Raw genomic sequence first — 19,619 nt, 5'->3', positions numbered from 1 at the left:
TGGTGCTGCCCCGCGACAGAGTGGTGCCGTCCCGCGACAGCGTGGTTCCGTCCTGCGATGGCGTGGTGCCACCCGCGAACGTCCGGACCGCCCGGCGGGTGCCGCGGGCTCGCACCGCGATCTCCGGAACGCCATGTACCTAACGCGACCGCTGATAGGTACACAGCGTTCCAGTGGTGCGTGGCGTCGCCCCGCGACGCGTGGTGCTGCTCCGCGACGCGTGGTGCCGCCCCGCGGTGGTGCCGTCCCGCGACAGCGTGGTTCCGTCCCGCGATGGCGCGGCGCCGCCCGCGAACGTCCGGACCGCCCGGCGGGTGCCGCGGGCTCGCGCCGTGATCTCCGGAACGCCAGGTACCTAACACGACTGCTGATAGGTGCACAGCGTTCCAGTGGTGCCCGGACCGCCCGCGAACGAGCGACGCCACTCCGCGACAGCGTGGTGCCGCCCGCGAACGCGCGGCGTAGGAGCTACACCGCCCGGCGTACGCGGACGCCGCCCTGCGGAGGCGAAGCGCCGCCGAGCGAAAGCGCACCACGACACGCATGTAGAGACTTATTTCAGGGCTTAACTTGATTCTTTAATTAAGGTTTCCTAATATTTAGAGGCTTCTCGCTCAGACCGCCGGCCCCACCGGCCCTCTGCGAAAGGGAACCCTCGATGCCCACATCCGTCCCCTGGTGGCGCCGCTGCGCCACCGCAGCCCTGACGGTAGTCACGACGGCGCTGGCCACAACGGCTTTGGCCACCCCCACGCCCGCGCAGGCAGCGCTGCCCGCCGGTTTCCGGAGCGTCGGCTACCTGCCGTCGTGGTCGGGCAGTGTCAGCGCCGTGCAGTACTCGAAGTTGACGCATATCAACTACGCCTTCGTCCTGCCGAACTCGAACGGCACGCTGGGTGCCGTGGACAACGCCGCGAAGCTGTCCTCGCTGGTGTCGTCGGCGCACGCCAACGGCGTCAAGGTGTCGATCTCGATCGGCGGTTGGAACGACGGCAACGACTCGGCGTTCGAGACCCTGGCCGGCAGCTCTACCGGCCGGACGACCTTCGTCAACAGCGTCGTCAACCTCATCAACCAGTACGCTCTCGACGGCGTCGACATCGACTGGGAGTACCCCGATCCGGGCACTTCGGCGAGCAACTACACCCAGCTGATGTCGGCGCTCAGTTCGGCGATGCACAGCCGGGGCAAGCTGCTCACGGCTGCGGTCGTGTCGGAAGGCTCGACGGCTTACGGCGTGGAGACGGCCGTCTTCGGGTACGTCGACTTCCTGAACATCATGGCGTACGACGGGGGGAGCCCGCACGCCAACTATGACTGGTCGATCGCGGCGGCGAACTTCTGGAAGTCGCGTGGTCTGCCGGCCTCGAAGACCGTGCTCGGCGTGCCGTTCTACAGCCGTCCCGGCTACTACACGTACGCCCAGCTCGTGGCGATGGACCCGGCGAACGCCAACCGGGACTGCACTACGGTCGGCGGCGCTCAGCAGTGTTACAACGGCATCCCCACGATCAAGCGGAAGACGCAGTGGGCGGTCGCCAACGCCGGCGGCATCATGAACTGGGAGTTGTCCCAGGACACCACCGGCTCGACGTCGCTGGTCTCGGCCATCTTCGACGCGGCGGGCGGCACCACCACTCCGCCGACTGGGCGTACCGGGCAGATCACCGGCTATGGCGGCAAGTGTGTCGACGTCTCCGGTGCGGCCACGGCCAACGGCACGGCGATCCAGTTGTGGACCTGCAACGGCACCAATGCTCAACGGTGGACGGTCGGCTCCGACGGGACGGTCCGGGCGCTCGGCAAGTGCATGGACGTCACCAGCGCGGGCACGGCGGACGGTACGAAGATCCAGCTGTGGGACTGTAACGGCACGGGCGCCCAGGTCTGGCAGGCCCAGTCCAACGGCACCCTCGTCAATTCGAACTCGGGCAAGTGCCTGGACGCGACCGGGCCGAGCTCGGCCGACGGCACCCGGCTGCAGATCTGGACCTGCTACGCCTCGGCCAACCAGGTCTGGCAGCTGCCATGAAACAGCTGCCATGAGACAGCTGCCGTGAGACCGGGATGGCGTGATCCTCAGGCGCGTCGGGACCACGCCATCCCGTTAAGTCCAGTGCTGCAGAACTAGGTCGCCGGTTGCAGCTCCGACAGCGGCTTCATTCCGCGTACCCCTTGGCTGATGGTGGCCGCGACCGCCGCGACAGCCATGAGTCCCGCGAAAACCAGCACCGTGACCGGACCACCCGCCAGGTGCACGAGCGAGCCGCCCAGCAGTGCGGACAGGCTGGCGAGGCTGGTGGCGACGAGGATGATCACGGACATCACGCGGCCCTGCATGCGGTCCGGCGTGACCGCGGCCTGGTAGCCGAACAGTGCCGCGTTGCAGGCCGGGCCGAGCATGATCGCGAGCGCCACCGGAATGGCGACGAGGATCGAGCCGGTCAGCAGCGCGGCGCTCGCCATGAGCGCGGCGCCCAGCCAGGTGATCCCGATGATGAGCCGCCGCATCGGAACGCGCTGTGCAAGTCTCGGCGCGATCAGTGCGCCGAACAGCAGGCCCGCCCCGATGATGGTCTCGACCGTGCCGATCAGCGCGGGCGGTGTGCCCCGCTGCTGCAAGATGACGACCATCGCGAAGATCATGCCGTTGAAGGCCAGGTTGATCGGCGGCGCGATCAGCAGCACCGCGCGCAGGAACGGCTCGGACAGGGTGAACTTCACGCCCTCGATCAGCTCTTTGGCCGGGTGCTCGCGCGGCTCGGAGCGTTCCTGCTGCATCGGCTCACGGATCAGCGAGACGCCGATGAACGACAGCAGATAGGACACCGCGTCGGTGAAGAACGGCAAGGCGCGGGCCAGGCCGAACAGTGCGCCGCCGATCGGCGGCCCGATCAGCGAGACCGCCGCCCCGCGGGCCTCGTTCCGCGCGGTCGCCTCCGGCACGCGGTCCAGCGGCACGACGTTGCGGACCGCGCCGAACTGTGCGTTCTCGTGCGCCACATGGAAAACCGTCACGATCATGTTGATCGCCACGATCCACGCCAGCGACACGCGGTCGGCCAGCACCAGGATGCCAAGCGACAGGTACGCACAAAGCCGTACCGCGTCGGCGACGAGCATGAGCCGTTTCCGGTCGATGCGGTCGGTGACGACGCCGGCCGGGAGTTGGCAGACCAGCCGGACGACCGCCGCCGAGGTGCCCACCACGCCGGCTTGAATCGGCGAGCCGGTGATTGCCAGCGTGAGCAGCGGCATCGCCAGGCTCGACATCGAGCTGCCTAGATCGGATAACGCCTGACTGCTCCACAGCAGGGTGAACGCCTTGTTCCGCCATAGGCTGGGCGGCTTGACCCCCGTCGTCTCGGACATGGCGTCATCTTGCGCCCGTCGGCGTATTTGATCAACCCCGTCGTCACTGACCTGCGCCGAAGCCGCAGACCTTCCAGACGCCCTTCTCGTCGACCAGATCGACGGTGAACCTGGTCGAGCCCAGGATCGGCACCGCGACCTTCACCTCGACCGTGGCCCGCTTGCCGTCGACCTTGCCCTCCTGGGCCTCCAGCGTGACCAGGTCGTTGACGTGGTACTGGGAGAGATCGGCCTGGTTCTGCGGCGTACCCCGCAACAGACCGCACAGCTCCTTGTCGCTCTTCGTCTTGTCCCCGGCGACGACCGCGTCCAGATAGCGCTGAGTCACCGTCTTGGGGGAGTCTCGGGGCGGCGGCTTCGGCGACGCCGAGGTCTTCGCCGCCGCACCGGGACTCGCCACGGGAGCGGGGCGCAGCGCATACCCCACCAGTACGCCGATCGACAGCACGATGACGGCGACCGCGCCCGCTCCAGCGAACCAGAGCGCCCGGTTGGGCCGCGGCGGCCGGGCCGCCGGGGCGGGAACGGCGGTCACCGGGTCGACAGCCCGGGACGGCACCCGGGCGGCGCCGACGAAGCGGTCTTCCGGTTCCTCCGGCCTCATGCCTCCATTGTGCCGGGACAGGACACTCCATGACTGGCGTTGGCCGGGTAGGTTGCCTTTTATGACCGTCCAGCCATCGACGCCCAGCACCGCCCGCATGATCGACTTCTGGCTGGGCGGGTACGACCACTTTCCGGTCGACATCGCCGCCGCCGAGGCGTTCGAGCAGGCGTACGGGCCGTGCGCGGAGATCTTCCGGTCGCTGCGCGCCTACCTGGGCCGGACCGTCCGATTCGTCGCCGACCAGGGGATCACCGACTTCCTGGTGTTCGGGGCCGGCATCCCGAGCCAGGGCAACGTCCACCAGATCGTCCCGGACGCGCACGTCCTCTACACCGACGCCGACCCGAAGATCGTCGCGCACGGCTCGGCGCTGCTCGCCATGGCCGACAACGCGCACTACGCGGAGGCCGACGCCACCGCGCTGCGCGGGTTCGACCCTTCGGCGTACCTGCCGGGGTGGGGTGTCCGGCCGGTCGGCGTCGTCTTCCTCGGCCTCGCCGCGTTCCTCGACGACGGCCAGCTCGCCGACGCCCTGTCCCAGCTGTACGCCCAGGTCGAGACGGGCAGCTTCCTCATCGTCGACTTCGACGGGCTGGAACTGACGGCGTACCCGGACGCGCTGGCCATGATGGGTCCCGGGTTCCACATGCGCGATCCCCGCGACTTCGGCCGGCTGCTCGGCGAATGGCGGATCGACGGCATCGTCCCGGTGGCGAAGTGGCGGCCGGACGGGGAGCCGGAGCAGGTTCCGGACGCGTTCTGGGGCGGCGTCGCCATCAAACCCCTCTGAGTCTGGGGAGCCGGGCGGTCGCGGGATTCGATCACCGGCGGTAGGTTCGGCGTTCATGAGACGTCTGACGACGATCGTTTCCCTGGTGGCGGTGGCCACCCTCACCACCTCCCTCGCTCCCGGCTCGGCGTACGCCTCCGGCGGCCACCGGCCGCAGCCGGGCTGGCAGGACTTCGCGACCGGTTCCACGTCCAGCCTCCGCGGGCTGTCCCCGGTCAGCCGCCGGATCGCCTGGGCCAGCGGCAGCGGCGGGGAAGTCCTGCGTACCGTGGACGGCGGGCGCACCTGGCAGCACGTCGGCCCGTCGGACACGGCCGAACTGCAGTTCCGCGACATCCAGGCGTTCGACGCCGACCACGCCGTGATCCTGTCGATCGGCGAAGGAACCGACTCCCGGATCTACGCCACCGCCGACGGCGGGGCCAGCTGGACCGAGAGCTTCCGCAACGCCGAACCGGCGGCGTTCTACGACTGCATGACGTTCTTCGACCACCGGCACGGGCTCGCCCTGTCCGACCCGGTCGACGGCCGCTTCCGGCTGCTGTCCACGGACGACGGCGGCCGTAGCTGGTCGATCGTGCCGGGCGACGGCATGCCGGCCGCGCTGGCCGGGGAGTTCGCGTTCGCCGCGAGCGGCACGTGCATCGTCAGCACCGCCGGGCGGGACTCCTGGTTCGCCACCGGCGGCGGCGCGACCGCCCGCGTGTTCCGCTCCGCCGACCGGGGTCGCACCTGGACGGTCACCGATTCGCCGATCCCGAGCGGCCCCAGCGCGGGCGTCTACTCGGTGGCCTTCCGCGACGCGCATCACGGCATCGCGGTCGGCGGCGACTTCGCCGCCCCGACCTCGGCGCCGAACGGGGCGGCGTGGACTGCCGACGGCGGACGGACCTGGGTCGCGGCCGACGGCGTACCAGGGGAGTATCGATCGGGAGTGGCCTGGACCAAGGTGCCGGGCGTGGCCGTCGCGGTCGGCCCGACCGGCAGCGACATCACCTGGGACGGCGGCCGGAGCTGGCACCGGTTCGAGACCGGCAGCCTGCACGGCGTGCAGTGCACGAACGACGGCGCCTGCTGGGCCTCCGGCGCGGCCGGCCGGATCGCAAGGCTGACCCTCGGCTGATCCTGAAGTCGAACAGCGGCCGGCCCGGTCCTCGGGCCGGCCGCTGGTGCGCTAGACCGGCGGATGGCCGCCGTCGCCGTCGACCTTGATGTCCATCGTGCCGTCCTGATCGAGGTCCACCATGGTGACCTCGACCTGACCGTCACCGTCCACATCAGACTGGAACAGGTCGGGCTTGCCGTCCCCGTCGGTGTCGATCGCCCACAGGTCCGGCTTGCCGTCCCCGTTGGTGTCGAGCGCGAGGATCTCGTCATGGCCGTCGCCGCGCGTCGGAACCGTCTCGGTCGTCTGGTCATCGGTCATGACATGGGCGTACCCGGAAGCGGGCGGACGCGAAACCCTCGCCGGTCGCGCGCCCGCCCGCCGGCCGTCAGGACGTCGTGCAGGGGTTGTTGTTCAGGGTGAACGACGTCGGGCTGCTGTAGGTGCCGCTCCAGCGGCCGTTGAAGCCGATGCCGGTGGAGCCGCCCGCGGCGAGGTTGCCGTTGTAGGAGAGGTTCGTCGCGGTCACCGCTTGCCCGCTCACGGTGTAGGTCGCGCTCCAGCCCGGCGCGGTCAGCGTCTGTCCACTAGGGAGCGTGAACTTGAGCGTCCAGCCGGAGATCGCGCTGGCGCCCGTATTGGTGACGGCGATGTTGGCGGTGAAGCCGCCGGTCCCGGAGCCCTCGGTCCACGGGCTGGCCGTGTAGACCACCTTGCAGGTGCCGGTCGGGGCGGTCGTCGTGGTGAAGGTGACGGCGCTCGACACGGCGGACTGGTTGCCGGCCGCGTCCCGGGCCCGTACGCGCAGCGCGTACTGGGTGGACGGGGTGAGCCCGGTCAGCGTGACGGAGTTCGTCAACGACGACGCGACGACGGTGTTCGACGCGTTCAGCACGTCGTAGCTGGTGACCGAGATATTGTCGGTCGAGGCTGTCCAGCTGAGCGTGGCGCCGGTCGCGGTGACGCCGGACGCGGTGGGCGTACCGGGGGTGGTGGGCGCGACGGTGTCGCTGGTGCCGCCGGAGTAGATCGCCGCTTCCCTGGCGGTCGCCACGATGCCGTTGGCGCCGTTGAAGATGCGCTGGCCCCAGCTCGTCAGGGCGCTCGGGTTGAAGTTGGTGACCATGTCGAGGTACTCGACGCCGCCGCCGTTGCCGCTCCACGACCAGCCGAGATAACCGACGCCGCGGGAGACGGCCTGGGCCATGATCGTGTCCTCGTCCGGGTTGCCATCGGAGTGGTTGAACCCGAACTCGCCGATGACCAGCGGTAGCCCAGCCGTCTGGAAGGCGTCGAGGTACGCCGTGATCTCAGCCGCGGTGTCGAAGACGCCGTACATGTGGATCGAGAAGACCGTGTTGCGGGCCGTGTCGGCGGCGAACACCGAGGCGGCGTTGTCGCGCATCACGAACTGCCAGTCCTGTCCCCAGTTCGGCGCGTCGACCATGATGAGGTGCTGGAAACCGTTGCTGCGCAACCGGGTGATGGCGTTCTTGGTGGCGTCGGTCCACTGGGCGGCGTTGTTGTTGCCGACCGGCTCGTTGCCGATGTTGATGACGACGTAGTCCTCCTGGCCGACGAGGACGCTCTTCAGCCCGATCCAGTAGTCGACCGCCTGGTCCAGCGTGTACGCGCCGCTCTGCTCGCCGTACCCGGTGGTGTCGTGGTTCTCCAGTACGCAGATGAGCTTGCTGGCCTTGCACAGGCTGATGACGTTGGCGACGTCGGAGGCGGCGTTCGGGGTCCAGCGCCCGCCGCTGAGCACTACGCGAAGGGAGTTGGCGCCGAGTGCCTTGATGTTGGCGAAGGAGTTGGTCTGGGTGGGGTACCAGGTGTGCGCGTGGGACACGCCACGCATCACGAAGGCGCTGCCGTTGGCCTCGACGATGTTCCGGCCGCTGATGTGCAGACCGGTGGCGGCGTACGCGGGCTGGGCCGTCAGCAGAGTGGACGATACGAGGGCGAGCAGGGCGATGCTCGCCAGGGCGACACGTTTCATGTGTGGCCTCGACCTTTCCTGGGCGGGACCTCGCCGGGCGGTGGGAGATCAGGCAAGGGGAGGGTGGTTCGGGGCTACAGTGTGGCATGGGAGCGCTCCCGCGACAAGACTCCCATCAATGCCCCGCCGTCGCGTCCGACGCCGCGACGGCTGGACTCGATGCGGGTCAGGCCGCGGTGAGGACGGTGCGGAGGTGGGCGAGCACCTGAGTCGCGACGGACTCGTAGTCGCGCAGGTCGCGGGAGGTCCGGGCCAGCATCAGCGCGCCTTCGGACGCGGCGATGACCAGTGCCGCCAGCGAACGGGCGGTGTCCGGCGCGCAGCCCTCCGACAGCAGCGACCGCTCGACGATGCGCCGCCAGTCGGCGAAGGCCTCGGCCACGATCTCGCGTAGCGGCTCGTCGCCGGACATGTCCAGCGCGACACTGCCGATCGGGCAGCCGCCGCGGAAGTCGCTCTTCTTCAGCCAGGCGGCGGTGGCGGCGAAGTAGCCCGCGACGGCTTCCACGGTCGGCCCGTCGGCGGTGCCGGCGGCCATCGCGTCGCGGGTGCGGCCCGCGTACCACCGCAGTGCCTCGGCCGCGAGCTGCTCCTTGCCGCCGGGGAAGTGGTGGTAGATCGAGCCGCGCGGCGCTCCGGAGCGCGCGAGGACGTCCTGGAAGGAGGTCGCCGCGTAGCCCCGCTCGCCGAAGAGGAAGGCGGCGGTCTTGATCATCTTTTCGCGGCTGTCGGTCGTCATCTCGCTCCCCTTGACTATGACGGCCATCATAACGCACGATCGCATTATGATGCTCGACATAGAACCGGTGGTGGTGACGGTTCGCGAGGCGACCGCCGCCGATCTCGACGAGGTGCTGGCGATGCATCGTCGCTGCTCACGGGAGAGCCTCTACCGCCGCTACGTCTCCGGTGCGGGCACGCCGCCGGCCGCGCTGCTCGCGAGACTGCTCACGGCGGGCACGATCGTCGCGGTCGCCACCGGCGGCGTACACGACGGGCGGCTTGTGGCGATGGCCAGCCTCGCCGGCGACCCGGCGGAGGCTGCGATCCTGGTAGAGGACGCCTGGCAGCGCCGCGGCATCGGAACTCTGCTCGCGCACCGCCTGGCCGTCACGGCCAGTGGAAAGATCCTGGCCCATGTGCTCGCGGGCAACCAGCCGGCCGCGCGGACCATCCGCCGCCTTCAAGCTGACGGTACGCTCGGCGCAGCGACCTTCGTCGGCCGGGACGGGTCGCTGTTGACCTGGCTCCTGGAAACGTGAAACGCCGCCGGGGCAGCCCCGGCGGCGTTCCTGGTGAATCCTTAGTGGACCGCGATCGGCGGCGGAGCGTCGGTCTGCTCCTGGGCCAGCCGGTCGGTGCCGCTCAGCGTGTGCAGCGGCTTCTCCTTGATGAAGAGCACGGTCAGCAGGGCGAGCACGGCGAACGGCGTACCGATGAGGAACAGGTCGGCCGTGGCGTCGCCGTAGATCTGCTGCACGATCTTCAGGATCGCCGGGTCGAGCGTCTTCAGGTCGGGCACCGCCGCCTCGCCGCCACCGGCCATCGGCCCGAACTTCTCGGTGAACATGTCCGTCACCCGGTTGGCGAGGACCGCGCCGAGCGCGCTGACGCCGATGGCGCCGCCCATGCTCCGGAAGAACGTCAGCACCGAGGTCGTCGCGCCCAGATCCTGCGCGGGCACGTCGTTCTGGGCGGCCAGCACGAGGTTCTGCATGAGCATGCCGACGCCGACGCCCAGCACCGCCATGTACGCCGACAGCACGACGACGTGCGTGTGCGCGTCGATCCGGCTGAGCAGCAGCATGCCGACCGTCATCACGAGACCGCCGGCCACCAGGAAGATCTTCCAGCGGCCGTACTTGGTGATCAGCTGACCGGCGACGGTCGAGGAGACCAGCAGGCCGAAGATCATGGGCAGGCTCATCAGGCCGGCGACCGTCGGCGACTTGCCGAGCGAGATCTGGAAGTACTGCGACAGGAACACGGTGCCGCCGAACATCGCGACGCCGACGAAGATGCTGGTCAGGACGGTGAGGCTGACCGTGCGGTGGCGGAAGATGGCCAGCGGCACGATCGGCTCTGCCGCGCGGGCCTCGACGAAGACCGCCAGTGCCAGCAGGATCACGCCGGCCCCGACGAGGATCGCCGTCCAGCCGGAGGCCCACTCGAACTTCTGCCCGGCCAGGGTCGACCAGATCAGCAGGGTGGAGACGCCGGCGATGATGAGCAGGGCGCCCAGATAGTCGATCTTCACCTGGCGGCGTACGACCGGCAGGTGCAGGGTCTTCTGGAGCAGGAAGATCGCGGTCAAGGTGAACGGGACCCCGATCAGGAAGCACCAGCGCCACCCGAGCCAGGAGGTGTCGACCAGGACGCCGCCGATCAGCGGGCCGGCGATGGTGCCGACGCCGAAGACCGCGCCGAAGATGCCGGAATAGCGGCCCAGTTCACGCGGCGGGATCATGGCCGCCATGACGATCATCGCGAGCGCGGTCATGCCGCCCGCGCCGACGCCCTGCACGGCGCGGCTCAGCAGCAGGATCTCGACGTTCGGGGTGAACCCGGCGATGAGCGAGCCGGCCACGAACAGGCCCAGCGACAGCTGGATGAGCAGCTTCTTGCTGTAGAGGTCGGCCATCTTGCCCCAGAGCGGGACGGTGGCCGTCATCGCGAGCAGTTCGGTCGTGACGATCCAGGTGTAGACCGACTGGCTGCCCTTCAGGTCGGCGATGATGCGCGGAAGCGCGTTCGACACGATCGTGGAGGCCAGGATCGAGACGAACATGCCCAGCATGAGGCCGGACAGCGCCTGCAGCACCTCACGGCGCGACATGGGTTGCGGCGCGGCGCCCGTCTCGGGGGAGTCCGCAGGCGCGGTGGTTGTGGTCATTCTCTTCCTTCTAGTTGTTGCTGAGGGTCAGCCAGCCCGTTGGCCAGGGCTGCGAAAGCTTCGTCTACAAAGGCGGCGAGCGGCCGGGAGCCGTCGCCGGCCGCCCAGCGCTGCATCGCGGATCGGAAGGCCGCGCCGGCCACCCCGATCACGAGGGCCGGATAGCCGTCCGCCGGTACGCCGAGATGCCGGCCGATGACCTCGGCGGCCTGTTGCTCGGTCTTCACGCTGGTCGCGATGAGCCGGGGGAGCATCGATGGGCTGCGCTCGATGGCGGTGAGCCGCAGCAGCCAGCGGTCCCGATCGGTCTCCATCTCGCCGATGATCGCGGCGAGGGACGCGTGCACGGCGGCGAGCACCGGCAGTTCGGTGAGCACTTCGGTCAGCCGCCGCAGCATCTCCTCGGCGGCGGCCGCGTTGTCGTCCAGGACGGCGTCGTCCTTGGCGGCGAAGTAGTTGAAGAACGTCCGCGAGGAGACGCCGACCTCGGCGCAGATCTCCTCGACGGTGACGTGTTCGAGACCCCGGTCGGCGGCGAGCCGGAGCGTCACGGTGAGCAGCGCCTCACGGGTCTGCTGCTTCTTGAGATCGCGACGGCCCAGCGACGGCTTCGGCGGGGTGATGGACACCCCGCCGAAGCTACAAGTGATCTTTCAGTCTCTGCAAAGTCTTTTCCGGTGACGAGCGGCACACTTGCGGCCGGCTCCCAGCCGGTTCAGAGCTTCGCCAGGTACGCGTCCAGCGCCTCGTAGGACTGCCGGGCTCCGGTCTCCATGCCGGAGGCGATCATGCCGTCCCGGTCTTCCTGGCTCATGAACATGGACGTCGTCGTGACGAGCGTCTTGCCGCCCTCCTCGGTCATCACCATGGTGTCGGTGGCGATGTGGCCGGGCAGGCCCTCCCATTCGAAGGTCTGCACGACCTTCTCGTTCGGAACCAGCTCCAGGATCTCGCCCCGGAACGCCTCGTCGCCCTCGGGCGAGTGCTCGACGAAGCGGTAGCGGCCGCCGACGCGGGCGTCCATCTCGATCGTCATCGGATTGCCTCGGCCCCACCAGTGCTTCAGGTGCTCGGGATCGGTGAAGGCGGCCCAGACCAGCTCACGGGGAGCGTCGAAGACGCGGGTCATGACGATCTCACGGTCACCGCGCGGGGCCACCTGGAAAACGGCGTTCGAGGACATCTCACTTCTCCTTCGGTGTCTGCTGGAGTTCCTGCAGGTAATCGTCGAGCCGGTCGTAGCGCGCCTCCCAGAAGCGCCGGTAGGTCTCTACCCATTCGGTGACGTCCCGTAGCGGAGCCGGCGCCAAGCGGCATGGCCGCCATTGAGCGTCACGACCCCGGGTGATCAGCCCGGCCTGCTCCAGCACCTTCAGATGCTTGGAGACCGCCTGGAGGCTGATCGGGAACGGTTCGGCCAGCTGGTTCACGGTCGCGTCGCCCTCGGCGAGCCGGGCGAGGATGGCCCGTCTCGTCGGGTCGGCGAGCGCCGCGAACACCGTGCTGAGCTGATCCACCGTGACCACCTTATTCAACCGACCGGTTAATCAACCGATGAGTTGAGTATGGGCCCGGTCGCGTACGCGTGTCAACCGGATCCGGGAAATCGGATGGTTCGCCGCGACGCCGGGCGCAACTCTCGGTACGTTGGCCAGGTGACCGAGGTGCCCGACGCCGACCGCCAGGAACAGGACCTCCCCGTCGTGTTCGACGACTTCGACGAGGACGACGACGCCGTGGAGCCGGCGATCGGCGACGACGTGCCCGAGGCCGACGCCGTCGAGCAGGCCCAGGTCGTTCCGCTGGACGACGACTACGAGTAATCGCCGGCAAGCACGAGTAGTCCGGTCACATTCGCGCCGCTCCGTTCGTCAGGGTGATGAACGGAGAGGAAGAATGTGATCATGAACGACACCGAATGGCTCGCCGACGAATTCGAGGGGCACCGCTCGCACCTCCGCGCGGTCGCGTACCGGATGCTGGGGTCGCTGACCGAGGCCGACGACGCTGTTCAGGAAGCCTGGATCCGGCTCAACCGGTCCGACGCCGCCGAGGTACGCAATCTGGGCGGCTGGCTGACCACCGTGGTCGGCCGAGTGTGCCTGGACATGCTGCGCTCGCGTACCTCCCGCCGGGAGGAGCCGCTGGACGTGCACGTGCCCGATCCGATCGTGGCCCCGGCCGACGGCGTCGACCCGGAGCAGGAGGCGATGCTCGCCGACTCGGTCGGGCTGGCCCTGCAGGTCGTGCTCGACACCCTCACCCCGGCCGAGCGGTTGGCCTTCGTGCTGCACGACATGTTCGCGCTGCCGTTCGACGACATCGCCCCGATCGTCGGCCGGGCGCCGGGCGCGACGCGGCAGCTCGCCAGCCGCGCCCGACGGCGGATCCAGGGTGGCGCCCCGGCTCCCGACCGCGACCTGGCCCGGCAGCGGGAGGTGGTCGAGGCGTTCCTCGCGGCCTCGCGGGGTGGCGACTTCGAGGCGCTGGTGGCGCTGCTCGACCCCGACGTGGTGCTCCGGGCGGACTACGGCGCGGCCCCGTTCGACGTGGCCCGGCTCGTGCGCGGGGCCGAGGCGGTCGCCCGCCAGGCGCTCATGTTCTCGAAGATGGCCCAGTACGCCCGCCCGGCGCTGGTCAACGGCGCGATGGGCGTGATCAACATCCCGCCGTCCGGCCAGCTCTACGGGGTCATGGGGATGACCGTCGTCGACGGGCGGATCGTCGCGATCGACATCCTCGCCGACCCCGAGCGGCTGGCGAGCCTCGACGTCTCCGACTTCATCGCCGATCTTCCGGACTGAGGCCCGGCTGCCGGACTGAGGCCGAAGAAATTCCGGGCGGATGTCGTATCCCGGGTCCGTCGTGCGACGCCTTGGTGAAGACTCACGACTGGAGGCGATCATGGCGAGCCCGCTGAACGAGAAACTCACCGCCGCGATGACCGGCCGGGTGGCCCGGGGGGAGCTGCCTGGCCTGGTCACCGCCCTCGCGTACGGGGACGACGTCGAGGTGACGGCGATGGGTGACACCGCCTTCGGCGGTACTGCGATGCGGACGGACACGGTCTTCCGGATCGCGTCGCTGACGAAGCCCGTTCTGGCGGCTGCCACGATGCTGCTCGTCGAGGACGGCACGATCGCCCTCGACGAGCCGGTCGACCGGCTGCTCCCCGAACTGGCCGACCGGCGGGTGCTGCGTACGCTCGACGCGCCGCTCGACGACACGGTCCCGGCCGAGCGGCCGATCACGGTGGAGGACCTGCTCACCTTCCGGCTCGGGCACGGGATGATCACCGAGCCGTCGTTCCAGCCCGCGTACCCGATCATCGAGGCGGCCCGGGACGCGGAGCTGGTGCTGGACGTGCCCGATCCGCGTACGCCGCTCGACCCGGACGAGTGGATCCGGCGGTTCGGCGAACTGCCCCTGATGGATCAGCCCGGTACGCGCTGGCGCTACAACACGGGGACGCTGGTGCTCGGCGTACTGGTGGCGCGGGCGGCCACAAAGCCGCTGGGGGACTTCCTCGCCGAACGGCTCTTCGCGCCGCTGAACATGCCCGACACCGGATTCTGGCTGCCGGAGGAGGAGGCGCACCGCATTCCGGCGGCCTACCTGAGCGACCTGCAGGGCGGACCGTTGCAGGAGTCGCCGCTGTCACGTGCGGCCGAGTGGACCCGACCGCCCGCCTTCCCGTCCGGCTCGGCCGGGCTGCTCTCCACTGCACCGGACCTGCTCGCCTTCGCCCAGATGCTGCGCCGGAACGGCGACGGGCTGCTGTCGGCCGACTCCGTCCGCCGGATGACGACGAACCACCTCACCCCCGAACAACTCGGCTCGGCGGGGATGTTGCTGGGCGGCCGGGGCTGGGGCTACGGCATGTCGGTCACGGTGGCGCCGGACGATGCCACGGACGCCCCCGGACGGTACGGCTGGGAGGGCGGCTCCGGCACGGTGTGGTTCACCGATCCGCACAAGGATTCGATCGGGATCGCCCTGAGCCAGGTCGCCGACTTCTACCTCCTGGGTGGCACGGCCGAGTTCACCCGGCTCGCGTACGCACGCTGATCGTCGAAATGCCGCGGCTTGTCGAAATGCCGCAGCGCCGTTCGTGTAGGGGGTAGGAAGAACCACGAAGGGGTGATCGAACATGCCGGAGTACCTGCTCAGCATCTACCAGCCCGACGGGGAGGCGCCGCCGCCGGAGGTGCTCGACCCGATCATGGAGAACCTCGCGACGCTGAACGACGAGATGCGGCGTACGGGTGTCTGGGTGTTCGCGATGGGTCTGCACCCGGCGAGCTCCGCCACCGTCGTGCGGCCCCGGGAGAACCTGATCACCGACGGCCCGTACGCCGAGGGCAAGGAGCACGTCGGCGGGTTCACCGTCATCCGGGCCGCCGACCTGGACGAGGCGCTGAGCTGGGGCCGGCGGATGGCGGCGGTGCTGACGTTGCCCGTCGAGGTCCGGCCGATCGCGTTCGAAGAGAAGTAGTGGCCGACGTCGAGGCGGTCTTCCGGGCGGAGTACGGCCGCGCGGTGGCCGTTCTCGTCCGGGCCTTCGGCGACATCGACCTCGCCGAGGAGGCCGTGCAGGACGCGTTCGCGGAGGCCGTGCGGCGCTGGCCGGAGACGGGTACGCCACCCAGCCCGGCCGGCTGGATCATCACCACCGCCCGCAACCGCGCGATCGACCGCGTACGCCGGGAGGCTCAACGCGACGCCAAGCACACCGAGGCGGCGCTGCTGCACGCCGATTCCGGGACGGAGCACGAGTGGGAAGAGGGGAGTCCGGTGGACGACGACCGCCTGCGCCTGATCTTCACGTGCTGCCATCCGGCGCTCGCCGAACCGGCGCAGGTCGCGTTGACGCTGAAGCTGCTCGGCGGGCTCAGCACGGCCGAGATCGCGACCGCGTTCCTCGTCCCGGAGCCGACGATGGCGCAACGCCTCGTCCGGGCGAAGGGCAAGATCCGCGACGCGCACATCCCGTACCGGGTGCCGGGGGACGCCGAGTTGCCCGATCGCCTGCGGTCGGTGCTCGCCGTCGTCTATCTCATCTACACCGAGGGCCACCTCGGCCGGCCCGAGCTGAGCGCCGAGGCGATCCGGCTCGGGCGGCTGCTCGCCGAGCTGATGCCCGACGAGCCGGAGGTGCTCGGGCTGCTGGCGTTGATGCTGCTCACCGAGGCGCGCCGGCCCGCCCGCGCCGATCGGCTCGTACCGCTGCCCGACCAGGACCGTCGGCTGTGGAACGCCGAGCTGATCGCGGAAGGACAGGACCTCGTCCGGCGTTGCCTGCGGCGGAATCAGCCGGGCGCGTACCAGATCCAGGCGGCGATCAACGCCGTCCACAGTGACGCGCGTACCGCGGGCCAGACCGACTGGCGGCAGATCGTCCAGCTCTACGATCAGCTCCTGATCGTCGCGCCCAGCCCCGTCGCCGAGCTGCATCGGGCCGTTGCGGTCGCCGAGACCGACGGCCCGCGCGTCGCACTGTCCATCATCGACTCGCTGCCGCTGTCCGGTCATTACCTCTGGTACGCCGTCCGTGCCGATCTGCTGCGAAGGCTCGATCAGAAGCGGGCCGCCCTTTCGGCGTACGACATGGCCTTGAGCCTGGTGACGCAGCCGACCGAGCGGGCCTTCCTGAGCGCGAGACGCGCGGAGGTCGCCGCTTCCGGAGCGAATTCGCAGTGAATCTATGGCGGTGATCTCCACACTGCCGCCATGACTGACACGAGCACATTGCGCCGGCTGGTCTGGCTGTTCCCGGATCGCGAGTCGACCCGGATGAGCGGCAAGTGGGGCGCGGCGTTCTGGGACGCCTACGTCGACGTGGCCAAGAGCTTGGACCTGTCGTGGGATCGGGTGGCGCCGGAGGCGGTGACCGTCGACGCGCTGGAACCGACGGCCGCGAAGTTCTACATCGACGGTGAGCGGGTGACTCCTGAGGACACTCTGTTCATCTCGTCCATCTATTCCCTGCCCTATCAGTCCGCCGACGTCTTCACCCAGTTCACCCTGTACGCCGTCCTCGAACAGGGCGGCTTCTACCTGCCGCATCCGCCGAACCTGGCGGCGGTCTGCAACGACAAGATGGCGACGATCCTGATGCTCAAGGACTCGCCCGTGCCGCCGATCCCGACCGTCCGCATCGGATCGGGTCGTGACCTCGTCTACGACGAGTACGAAGTGGCCACTCAGGATCTGCCGTACCCGGCGATCGCCAAGCCGTCGGGCTGGGCGACGTCGCGCGGCATCAACATCGCGCGCGACTCGCACGACGTACGCGGACTGCTCAGCCTCGCCCAGGGCGGCGACACGGTGCTGGTCTTCCAGCCGTTCCTAGGCCACGGGACCACCGACTACCGGCTGCACCTGGTGGACGGCGAGGTGGCCGCCGTCCTGGTACGCCAACCCGGACCGGGCGCGCCCTACCCTCAGTTCAGTACCGGTGCCAAGCTGTCCTACGTGGATACTCCGCCGGAGCTGGAGGAGGCCGTCGCGTACTTCGCCGAGAAGTTCCCGGTGCCGTACCTGTGCGTCGACTTCCTGCACGACGGCGAGAGGTTCTGGCTCTCGGAGATCGAATTCGACGGGGCCATCATGTGCCCAGGGCCGGACTGGGTCCAGGTGCAGCACGACACGATCCTGGCGCGGTTCCTCGCCTACCGGCGCGCTCACGCCCGATTCCTGTCTCAGGGGCGCTCATGAAGCTCGGGCGGCAGTTCAACCTGCTGTGGGCCGGGCAGACGGTCAGCAACGTCGGCGACAAGATCACCCTGTTCGTGGTGCCGACGGTGATGATCCTGCTGCTGCACGCCTCGGCGTTCCAGGTGGGCCTGGTCGGGATGGCGCAGTACCTCGCCATCCCGCTGCTCAGCCTGGTCGCGGGGATGCTGGTCGACCGGTGGAACCTGCGGGCCACCCTCGTCGCCTGCGATCTGATCCGGCTGATCGTCGTGCTCTCGCTGCCGGTGGCGTACTGGCTCGACGTGCTGTCGATCCCGCTGGTGTTCGCCGCCGTCGCCGTGCTCAACGCGACCTCGGTCTTCTTCAACATCGGCTACACCGCCACGATCGCGTCGATCGTGCCCGGCGACGGGCGGGTCAAGGCGTACGCGAACCTGGAGACCAGCCGGACGGCGTCCGAAGTGGTCGGACCGGCCATCGCCGGGGTGCTCTACCAACTCCTGGGCGTGGCGTCGCTGGTCATCGACGCGGCTACGTATCTGGTGTCGGCCGGGGCGATCCGGACCATGCAGCCCTACGGTTCGGCCGTCGAGCGCAAGGAGTCGATGTGGACCCGGCTCAAGCAGGGCGTCCGGCTGAACTGGCATGATCCGGTGCTGCGCCGGACGGTCCAGGGCACCCTGCTGGCCAACATCGGCGGGCCGATCTACGTCACCGTGATGCCGATGTTCGCGTACCGGGGACTGGGGTTGTCGGTCGGCGCGATGGGCGCGGCGATGTCGGTCGCCGCCGTCGGCGCGGTCGTCGGGACCTTCTTCGCCCAGCGGATCAGCCGCCGGATCGGGGCGGCCCGGGTCATGCCGTGGTCGATCTTCCTGCACTCGCTCGTCGGGCTCGGCATCCTCGCCGCACCCCTCCTGCCCGGCGCGATCGTCATCGGCGCGACGCTGGCGGCGTACGGGTTCTTCATGGTCTGGTACAACGTCAGCACCGCCGCCGTCCGGCAGGCTCGCGTACCGGTCTCGGACCAGGCCGTCTCGCACGCCGCCTTCCGCACGATCACCTGGGGCATCATCCCGGTGAGCGTGTTCGTCGGCGGCGTCCTCGTGGACCTGCTCGACGACGGGTTCGGCATCCTCGCCGCCACGAAGATCACCATGGTCTTCGGCACGCTCATCGGCACCTTCTTCGCGGCGGTTCCGCTGTGGGCGGTGCATCGACTGGTCACGGCGGCAGCCGCCGCGGACACCGATGAGCCCACCGTCGGAGTACAGGAGAAGGTGAAAGCGGCATGATCGTGCTCGTCACCGGCTGCTCGACCGGGATCGGCCTGCACACCGCCGTGGCGGCGGCGCAGGCGGGCTGGACCGTGGTGGCCACGATGCGTGACCTCTCGCGTCAGGACGCGCTGCTCGACGCGGCGTCTTCGGCCGGGGTCGAGGTGGACGTCCGGCGACTCGACGTCACCTCGTGGGAGTCCATTCAGGACTGCATGGCCGCCGTCGTCGACAAGTACGGGCGGCTCGACGCGGTGGTCAACAACGCGGGCGTCGGGAACACCGTGCCGACCATCGAGATGGCGTCGCTGGACGCGTACCGGGCGAACATCGAGGTCAACTTCTTCGGCGTGGTCGCGATGACGAAGGCCGCGCTGCCGCACCTGCGGGCCAGCCGAGGCCGCGTCGTGACCCTCGGCAGCACCCGTGGACTCATCGGGCAGCCGTTCAACGAGGCGTACTCGGCGGCCAAGTTCGCCGTCGAGGGCTTCCTCGAGAGCCTCGCCCCGACCGCGGCGGGGATGGGCGTCACCGTCACGATCGTGGAGCCCGGACCGGTGCTGGAGACCGCGTTCGGGGCGAACACCGGCATCACCCGGGACTCGCTCATCGCCGACTGCGGGCCCTACACCGACGTCCTCGTCCCGTACCTCGATTGGGTGGCGAGCGGCGGATATCCGGGCGCGCAGACCGCGCGCGAGGTCGCCGAGGTGGTCGTCGAATCGCTGTCCGATCCCCGACCCCCGCTGCGCGTCCTCACCAGCACTTGGGCCAAGGAGTACGCGAGCCGCAAGCTGGCCGACGTGGACGGATCGGCCGTGCAGACGGCGGCCCGATCCTGGCTCGGTCTTTCCTGACGGGGCCGTCGGATGCGCTGCCG

The 19,619-nt window shown here is 69.4% G+C and carries 21 protein-coding genes; 12 read left to right on the top strand and 9 right to left on the bottom strand.

The window, feature by feature from the left end:
• Positions 1-658: 658 nt before the first annotated feature.
• Positions 659-2,032 carry a glycosyl hydrolase family 18 protein gene (locus HDA40_RS06280; RefSeq protein ID WP_253752883.1) on the top strand — a complete coding sequence of 458 codons (1,374 nt, stop codon included), beginning with the start codon at positions 659-661 and terminating at the stop codon, positions 2,030-2,032.
• A 95-nt stretch (positions 2,033-2,127) separates the two neighbouring features.
• Here the strand turns inward: HDA40_RS06280 and HDA40_RS06275 are convergent, their stop codons facing one another.
• On the bottom strand, positions 2,128-3,372 hold the full coding sequence (locus HDA40_RS06275; RefSeq protein ID WP_253752881.1) for an MFS transporter: 1,245 nt from the start codon (positions 3,370-3,372) through the stop codon (positions 2,128-2,130).
• 43 nt (positions 3,373-3,415) lie between these two features.
• On the bottom strand, positions 3,416-3,976 hold the full coding sequence (locus HDA40_RS06270) for a hypothetical protein (RefSeq protein ID WP_253752879.1): 561 nt from the start codon (positions 3,974-3,976) through the stop codon (positions 3,416-3,418).
• Between the two features lie 61 nt (positions 3,977-4,037).
• On the opposite strand from HDA40_RS06270, the gene HDA40_RS06265 reads away from it, so the two are divergent.
• Positions 4,038-4,769, top strand: coding sequence for an SAM-dependent methyltransferase (locus HDA40_RS06265; protein WP_253752877.1), 732 nt, complete (start codon positions 4,038-4,040; stop codon positions 4,767-4,769).
• 55 nt (positions 4,770-4,824) lie between these two features.
• Positions 4,825-5,892: a WD40/YVTN/BNR-like repeat-containing protein gene (locus tag HDA40_RS06260; RefSeq protein ID WP_253752875.1), complete on the top strand. Its 1,068-nt coding sequence runs from the start codon at positions 4,825-4,827 to the stop codon at positions 5,890-5,892.
• Positions 5,893-5,943: 51 nt separating this feature from the next.
• On the opposite strand, the gene HDA40_RS06255 is transcribed toward HDA40_RS06260, so the two are convergent.
• The 3 genes from HDA40_RS06255 to HDA40_RS06245 form a co-directional block, all read right to left on the bottom strand.
• Complete coding sequence (locus HDA40_RS06255) at positions 5,944-6,195, bottom strand: hypothetical protein (RefSeq protein WP_253752873.1); 252 nt, start codon at positions 6,193-6,195, stop codon at positions 5,944-5,946.
• A 67-nt stretch (positions 6,196-6,262) separates the two neighbouring features.
• A complete protein-coding gene (locus tag HDA40_RS06250) occupies positions 6,263-7,873 on the bottom strand; it encodes a cellulase family glycosylhydrolase (RefSeq protein WP_253752871.1) in 1,611 nt (536 codons plus the stop codon).
• Between the two features lie 166 nt (positions 7,874-8,039).
• Complete coding sequence (locus HDA40_RS06245) at positions 8,040-8,612, bottom strand: TetR/AcrR family transcriptional regulator (RefSeq protein WP_253752869.1); 573 nt, start codon at positions 8,610-8,612, stop codon at positions 8,040-8,042.
• 46 nt (positions 8,613-8,658) lie between these two features.
• Between HDA40_RS06245 and HDA40_RS06240 the strand changes: the two genes are divergently transcribed.
• Positions 8,659-9,135: a GNAT family N-acetyltransferase gene (locus HDA40_RS06240; protein WP_253752867.1), complete on the top strand. Its 477-nt coding sequence runs from the start codon at positions 8,659-8,661 to the stop codon at positions 9,133-9,135.
• A 41-nt stretch (positions 9,136-9,176) separates the two neighbouring features.
• Here the strand turns inward: HDA40_RS06240 and HDA40_RS06235 are convergent, their stop codons facing one another.
• The 4 genes from HDA40_RS06235 to HDA40_RS06220 form a co-directional block, all read right to left on the bottom strand.
• Positions 9,177-10,766: an MDR family MFS transporter gene (locus HDA40_RS06235; protein ID WP_253752865.1), complete on the bottom strand. Its 1,590-nt coding sequence runs from the start codon at positions 10,764-10,766 to the stop codon at positions 9,177-9,179.
• On the bottom strand, positions 10,763-11,395 hold the full coding sequence (locus HDA40_RS06230; RefSeq protein ID WP_253752863.1) for a TetR/AcrR family transcriptional regulator: 633 nt from the start codon (positions 11,393-11,395) through the stop codon (positions 10,763-10,765). The genes HDA40_RS06235 and HDA40_RS06230 overlap by 4 nt, the downstream gene beginning before the upstream one ends.
• An 86-nt stretch (positions 11,396-11,481) precedes the next feature.
• Positions 11,482-11,949, bottom strand: a complete 468-nt coding sequence (locus tag HDA40_RS06225; RefSeq protein ID WP_253752861.1) for an SRPBCC family protein — start codon at positions 11,947-11,949, stop codon at positions 11,482-11,484.
• Between the two features lies 1 nt (position 11,950).
• Positions 11,951-12,292 carry an ArsR/SmtB family transcription factor gene (locus HDA40_RS06220; protein WP_372502847.1) on the bottom strand — a complete coding sequence of 114 codons (342 nt, stop codon included), beginning with the start codon at positions 12,290-12,292 and terminating at the stop codon, positions 11,951-11,953.
• A 129-nt stretch (positions 12,293-12,421) separates the two neighbouring features.
• Between HDA40_RS06220 and HDA40_RS06215 the strand changes: the two genes are divergently transcribed.
• The 8 genes from HDA40_RS06215 to HDA40_RS06180 all read left to right on the top strand — a co-directional run bounded on the left by HDA40_RS06215 (position 12,422) and on the right by HDA40_RS06180 (position 19,596).
• On the top strand, positions 12,422-12,589 hold the full coding sequence (locus HDA40_RS06215) for an Rv3202a family protein (protein WP_253752857.1): 168 nt from the start codon (positions 12,422-12,424) through the stop codon (positions 12,587-12,589).
• 81 nt (positions 12,590-12,670) lie between these two features.
• A complete protein-coding gene (sigJ, locus tag HDA40_RS06210; protein WP_253752855.1) occupies positions 12,671-13,570 on the top strand; it encodes an RNA polymerase sigma factor SigJ in 900 nt (299 codons plus the stop codon).
• 100 nt (positions 13,571-13,670) lie between these two features.
• Entirely contained in the window at positions 13,671-14,834 is a 1,164-nt protein-coding gene (locus HDA40_RS06205) for a serine hydrolase domain-containing protein (RefSeq protein WP_253752853.1), read from the top strand.
• 82 nt (positions 14,835-14,916) lie between these two features.
• The gene (locus tag HDA40_RS06200; RefSeq protein WP_253752852.1) at positions 14,917-15,261 is read left to right on the top strand and encodes a YciI family protein; all 345 of its coding nucleotides are present in this window, start codon (positions 14,917-14,919) and stop codon (positions 15,259-15,261) included.
• Entirely contained in the window at positions 15,261-16,466 is a 1,206-nt protein-coding gene (locus HDA40_RS06195) for an RNA polymerase sigma factor (protein WP_253752851.1), read from the top strand. Before HDA40_RS06200 ends, HDA40_RS06195 begins: the two co-directional genes overlap by 1 nt.
• Before the next feature lie 30 nt (positions 16,467-16,496).
• The gene (locus HDA40_RS06190) at positions 16,497-17,483 is read left to right on the top strand and encodes an ATP-grasp domain-containing protein (protein ID WP_253752850.1); all 987 of its coding nucleotides are present in this window, start codon (positions 16,497-16,499) and stop codon (positions 17,481-17,483) included.
• Positions 17,480-18,757 (top strand): MFS transporter, encoded by a 1,278-nt coding sequence (locus HDA40_RS06185; RefSeq protein ID WP_253752849.1) that lies wholly within the window; start codon positions 17,480-17,482, stop codon positions 18,755-18,757. The genes HDA40_RS06190 and HDA40_RS06185 overlap by 4 nt, the downstream gene beginning before the upstream one ends.
• On the top strand, positions 18,754-19,596 hold the full coding sequence (locus tag HDA40_RS06180) for an SDR family NAD(P)-dependent oxidoreductase (protein ID WP_253752848.1): 843 nt from the start codon (positions 18,754-18,756) through the stop codon (positions 19,594-19,596). The genes HDA40_RS06185 and HDA40_RS06180 overlap by 4 nt, the downstream gene beginning before the upstream one ends.
• Positions 19,597-19,619: the final 23 nt, after the last annotated feature.

Source organism: Hamadaea flava, from assembly GCF_024172085.1.
GTDB lineage: Bacteria > Actinomycetota > Actinomycetes > Mycobacteriales > Micromonosporaceae > Hamadaea > Hamadaea flava.
Note: the sequence above shows the minus strand (reverse complement) of the source record. Positions and strands in the feature narration are given on the sequence as shown.